Annotated in this window: 5 protein-coding genes; 2 read left to right on the plus strand and 3 right to left on the minus strand. The window is 52.3% G+C overall.

The window, feature by feature from the left end; genetic code table 11:
- The 3 genes from H6F43_RS08760 to H6F43_RS08770 all read right to left on the minus strand — a co-directional run.
- Positions 1–302: phage holin family protein (locus tag H6F43_RS08760; protein ID WP_190342414.1), on the minus strand; the 302-nt coding region annotated here is incomplete at its 3' end.
- A 164-nt stretch (positions 303–466) separates the two neighbouring features.
- Positions 467–1,060, minus strand: coding sequence for a hypothetical protein (locus H6F43_RS08765; RefSeq protein WP_190342415.1), 594 nt, complete (start codon positions 1,058–1,060; stop codon positions 467–469).
- 154 nt (positions 1,061–1,214) lie between these two features.
- Positions 1,215–2,249, minus strand: coding sequence for a TOBE-like domain-containing protein (locus H6F43_RS08770; protein ID WP_190342416.1), 1,035 nt, complete (start codon positions 2,247–2,249; stop codon positions 1,215–1,217).
- Positions 2,250–2,499: 250 nt separating this feature from the next.
- On the opposite strand from H6F43_RS08770, the gene H6F43_RS08775 reads away from it, so the two are divergent.
- On the plus strand, positions 2,500–3,294 hold the full coding sequence (locus H6F43_RS08775) for a sulfite exporter TauE/SafE family protein (RefSeq protein WP_190342417.1): 795 nt from the start codon (positions 2,500–2,502) through the stop codon (positions 3,292–3,294).
- 14 nt (positions 3,295–3,308) lie between these two features.
- Positions 3,309–3,946: LysR substrate-binding domain-containing protein (locus tag H6F43_RS08780; RefSeq protein WP_190342418.1), on the plus strand; the 638-nt coding region annotated here is incomplete at its 3' end.

Here is a 3,946-nt window from a genome sequence, read left to right on the forward strand (position 1 = left end):
AGGGCGATCGCGCCCAAAATCGCGCTGCCAATTCCCCAGCGCAGCCGAAATCCCTCAACTAGAAAAGCGGCAAGTCCAAATACAATAATGCTGCCAATTAGTGGAAGTAGCCCCAAGCTAATAATTGCATTTGCAGCTCTAAACCATCCGGGAAACAATCCCCAAATTCCATTCAGCGCTCCGATAATTCCTCCAGCAACCAGCGCTGCAACGGGATTATCAACGTCAATTCCTAACGGCAGCTTGGAGATGACAAATAAGCTAATTGCAATGACGACGACAGAAATCAGAAAGCTAATCATAAATGCCCTCCTTAACGACGATCGACCATCGTCAGCGCAGTAATCCTGAACGGTGGTAGAAACTCGATGAGTCTGCCTTGAGCATAGAAGCAAATGAGGACATCAATTTCAATATAAAGAAAGAATAAGAGGAGATCAGGCTAGATTTCAAACGGTGCAAGCAGTTAGTCGTCGATCGGCGCGTCGGGAAACTGGCGATCGATCAATGTCTGCGTTAAATTTGGCACTTCCCAAGTTGACTCACCCGACTTGATAATTTGGGCAGGACTGACATTGAACTCCAGTTCAGCCGTTGTCGGGCTTGCCATCACCATAAAGCGAGCACCATCCACGATTCTGGCGACGATCGGTCCGCGTTCTTGCCCATCGGCAGGCTCTAGACCTGCAACCGGAATTTCTGCTGGAATGTACACCCCGTCGCAGTCCCACTCGTCATCAGTGGCTTGACCGCTTGCTAGAAAATAGAGGGTGTGGGATTCGCCAGCCTCTTGGGCTTTTTTCTTGGAGTCGGTGCTTTTGCCGTACACTGCCAGCGTTCTGTTCGTCAGGTTAAAACACTGTCCCCACGTTTTGCGCGTCTGCGAAGCACCGTTAGAAGCCGCATTCGGTAACGGTGCCTGACGCGGATTAAGCGGTTGCATCACTTGAATCGCGTCCGGGCTGCGGAGAATGTTGAGGTCAGATTCAGCCGCAGCGGGTTGAGGCGAAATTAAATAAATAAACAGGGCTGCAAGAGTGACCAGAAGCTTGAGTCTCATCGTTTCTCGACAAAGCGCATAAAGATGTGACAGGTGTGGAAGTGGCGCTACACTTCCACACCGTATTTCTTTCGCCCTAAAAAACTCGATCGATGAATGCAGCCCTTCTGTCGTTTCAGAGCGATCAAGGAGCGTCATTCAACAGGCGCAAAGCCTAAACCGTCGCTTCAATTGGAGCCGCATGCTGCTGAGGGAAGGCGCGCGCCTGTTTGGGTTTAACAAACACTTGCTGGTTGCGCTGTAGCTGAAGCTGATCGAAGCGATCGCGCGGGAGCACAGCGGTAAAACTCGCGCCATCTGACAGCGTTAGCTCTGTTTGAACTTCCCGTCCCATGTGAACGACGCGAGAAACGCTAGCGGGTGCCATGCCGTCTTCGCGCGTCGGGCTAATGACCACATCATGCGGACGGAGAAACAGCGCTTGACTCGCGCCGGCGTTTTGCCCCGGAAACAGTCGAGCAGTCGGCGGTGGCAAAATATTGACTGGACCAATAAAGCTCATGACGAAAGGAGTCGCAGGCTGGTCATACAGTTCCGCAGGCGTGCCCACTTGCTCAATTCGACCCTGGTTCATCACCACAATTTCATCAGCAACTTCCATCGCCTCTTCTTGGTCGTGCGTCACAAAAACGGTGGTGACTTGGACTTCGTGATGTAGGCGGCGGAGCCAAACTCGTAGGTCTTTACGGACTTTTGCGTCTAGCGCGCCGAAGGGTTCATCCAGCAGCAGCACACTGGGCTGGGTTGCCAACGATCGAGCAAGGGCGACCCGCTGGCGCTGTCCTCCAGAGAGTTGGGACGGATAGCGATCGCCCAGTCCCTCTAGCTGAATCAGCTGCAGCAGTTCTTGAACACGCGGGCGCACCTTCTCAGCGGGCACTTTACGAATTTCTAGGGCAAAGGCAATGTTCTGCCGCACGGTCAGGTGCTTGAACAGCGCGTAGTGCTGGAACACAAATCCAATGTTGCGTTCTTGAATGCTGCGATGGGTGGTATCTTGCCCTGATAAAAAGATTTGCCCAGAGCTTGGAGTATCTAATCCAGCAATCATTCTCAGCAGCGTGGATTTCCCAGAACCCGATGGACCTAGCAGCGCAACCAGCGATCCAGTCTTAATCTCCACACTGACTCGATCGAGCGCAGTAAAACTACCAAACTCCTTGGAAACGTTTTCGACTGAGATTCCCACTAAAGCCGACCCCCTATTAGATTTCTAGATCGTATATTACGGTTTACCGATCAATATACCGTATTTATTGCTACTAAAGTGTGATAATCTGAAGAGCAGTAAATTCTAAATCCCTATCGACTTACCGTAGTTTACCATTTACACTAGAAGACCACTTTACTAACGCTGACTAGCTGTACTCTTCTAGTTTGTCGTTTAAACCACGATTTGTCGCCCAAGATTTGGTAAATAATAAGCGGAACATAGATTCATGGTTTTGTCGCTTACGATCGCCAGCTTCCTGGTTGGCACTCTGGTTGGGCTTACGGGCGTTGGTGGAGCAGCCTTGATGACCCCTCTATTGATTTTTGGGTTTCAAGTCCCGGCGGCAACGGCGATTGGATCAGATGTGATGTCAGCTGTGTTGATGAAAATAGTGGGTGGATTTCAGCACTACCGTCAGCAGACCGTTGATTTGCGACTGGTGAAATGGTTGGCGATCGGCAGCGTTCCCGGGTCCCTGTTTGGAATTGGGCTGCTGCACCGCATTAAAGAGGCGCAGATTGAAAATTTGAATGAGTTGCTCATTCACGGTGTAGGTGCAGCAATTTTGCTTGTGGCGATCGTGGCGCTGGGCGGGCGCGTGCTGAGGTGGATTAATCCAAATGTGTCCCTACCGACCCTGCCCCAACTTGACCTATCCACAGCGTCAGGGCGACTGGCAACGGTTCTGCTGGCAGCGCTGTTGGGGTGCCTGCTGGGGCTCACGAGTGTTGGTTCGGGATCGCTATTTGCGATCGTGCTAATCGGCTGTTTTCGCTTAGATTCCCACAAGCTCGTCGGGACGGATATTGTCCACGCGGCAATACTGCTGCTGTTTACAGCCGTTGGGCATGTCGGGCTAGGCAACGTAGATCTGGGGCTGGTGCTGCCGATTTGGTTAGGCACGGTGCCGGGAGTTTTGTTCGGCGCACAGCTTTGTCGAGTGATTCACCAGGGCATGCTGCGGACTGGACTCTACGTGCTGCTCGTGGCGATCGGCTGGCAATTGGTCAGCCATGCGTAAGGACATCGCGGTTCATGGCAGGGATGACGCTAGATCAGTTACGAATTTTTTTGGTGGTAGCAGAGCAGTTACACTTTACCCGTGCTGCTGAAACGCTTTATATCACTCAGCCAGCGGTTAGCGCTGCAATTCAAAGCGTGGAAGATGACTATGATGTCAAGCTGTTTCACCGAATTGGACGGCGAGTAGAAATTACGGATGCGGGAGTGCTGCTGCAAATTGAGGCACAGCGAATTCTGGATCAGGTGGCGCAGGCAGAGCGCGGCTTGCGAGAGTTGAACAACCTGCAACGGGGAGAACTCAAGCTGGGCGTCAGTTTGACGATCGGCAACTACTGGCTGCCCGATCGAATCAACCAGTTTCAGCAGCAGTATCCCAGCGTGTCGGTGAAGTGCCGACTGGCGAACGCAGAAGCGATTTGTGAGGGAACCGCAACGGGGCAGTTTGATTTGGGCTTGGTAGAAGGGGAGGTGAAGCCTTCACTGAAAGGGGTTTTGCAGGAAACGGAGGTTGGGAACGATCGCCTACAAATCATTGTGGGTAAATCGCATCCGTGGTTTGAGCGAACCGAAGTGCCGGTGTCTGAGTTGCCCAAGACCGCTTGGGTAATGCGAGAGCCAGGATCGGGAACGCAGCAGATGTTTGAACAACA

The sequence above is a fragment of the Leptolyngbya sp. FACHB-36 genome (genome assembly GCF_014695955.1).
GTDB lineage: Bacteria > Cyanobacteriota > Cyanobacteriia > Leptolyngbyales > Leptolyngbyaceae > FACHB-36.

Excerpts from the sequence above, each read along its gene's own strand:
- H6F43_RS08765 (WP_190342415.1), bottom strand. The coding sequence starts at position 1,060 with ATGAGACTCAAGCTTCTGGTCACTCTTGCAGCCCTGTTTATTTATTTA.
- H6F43_RS08775 (WP_190342417.1), top strand. The coding sequence starts at position 2,500 with ATGGTTTTGTCGCTTACGATCGCCAGCTTCCTGGTTGGCACTCTGGTT.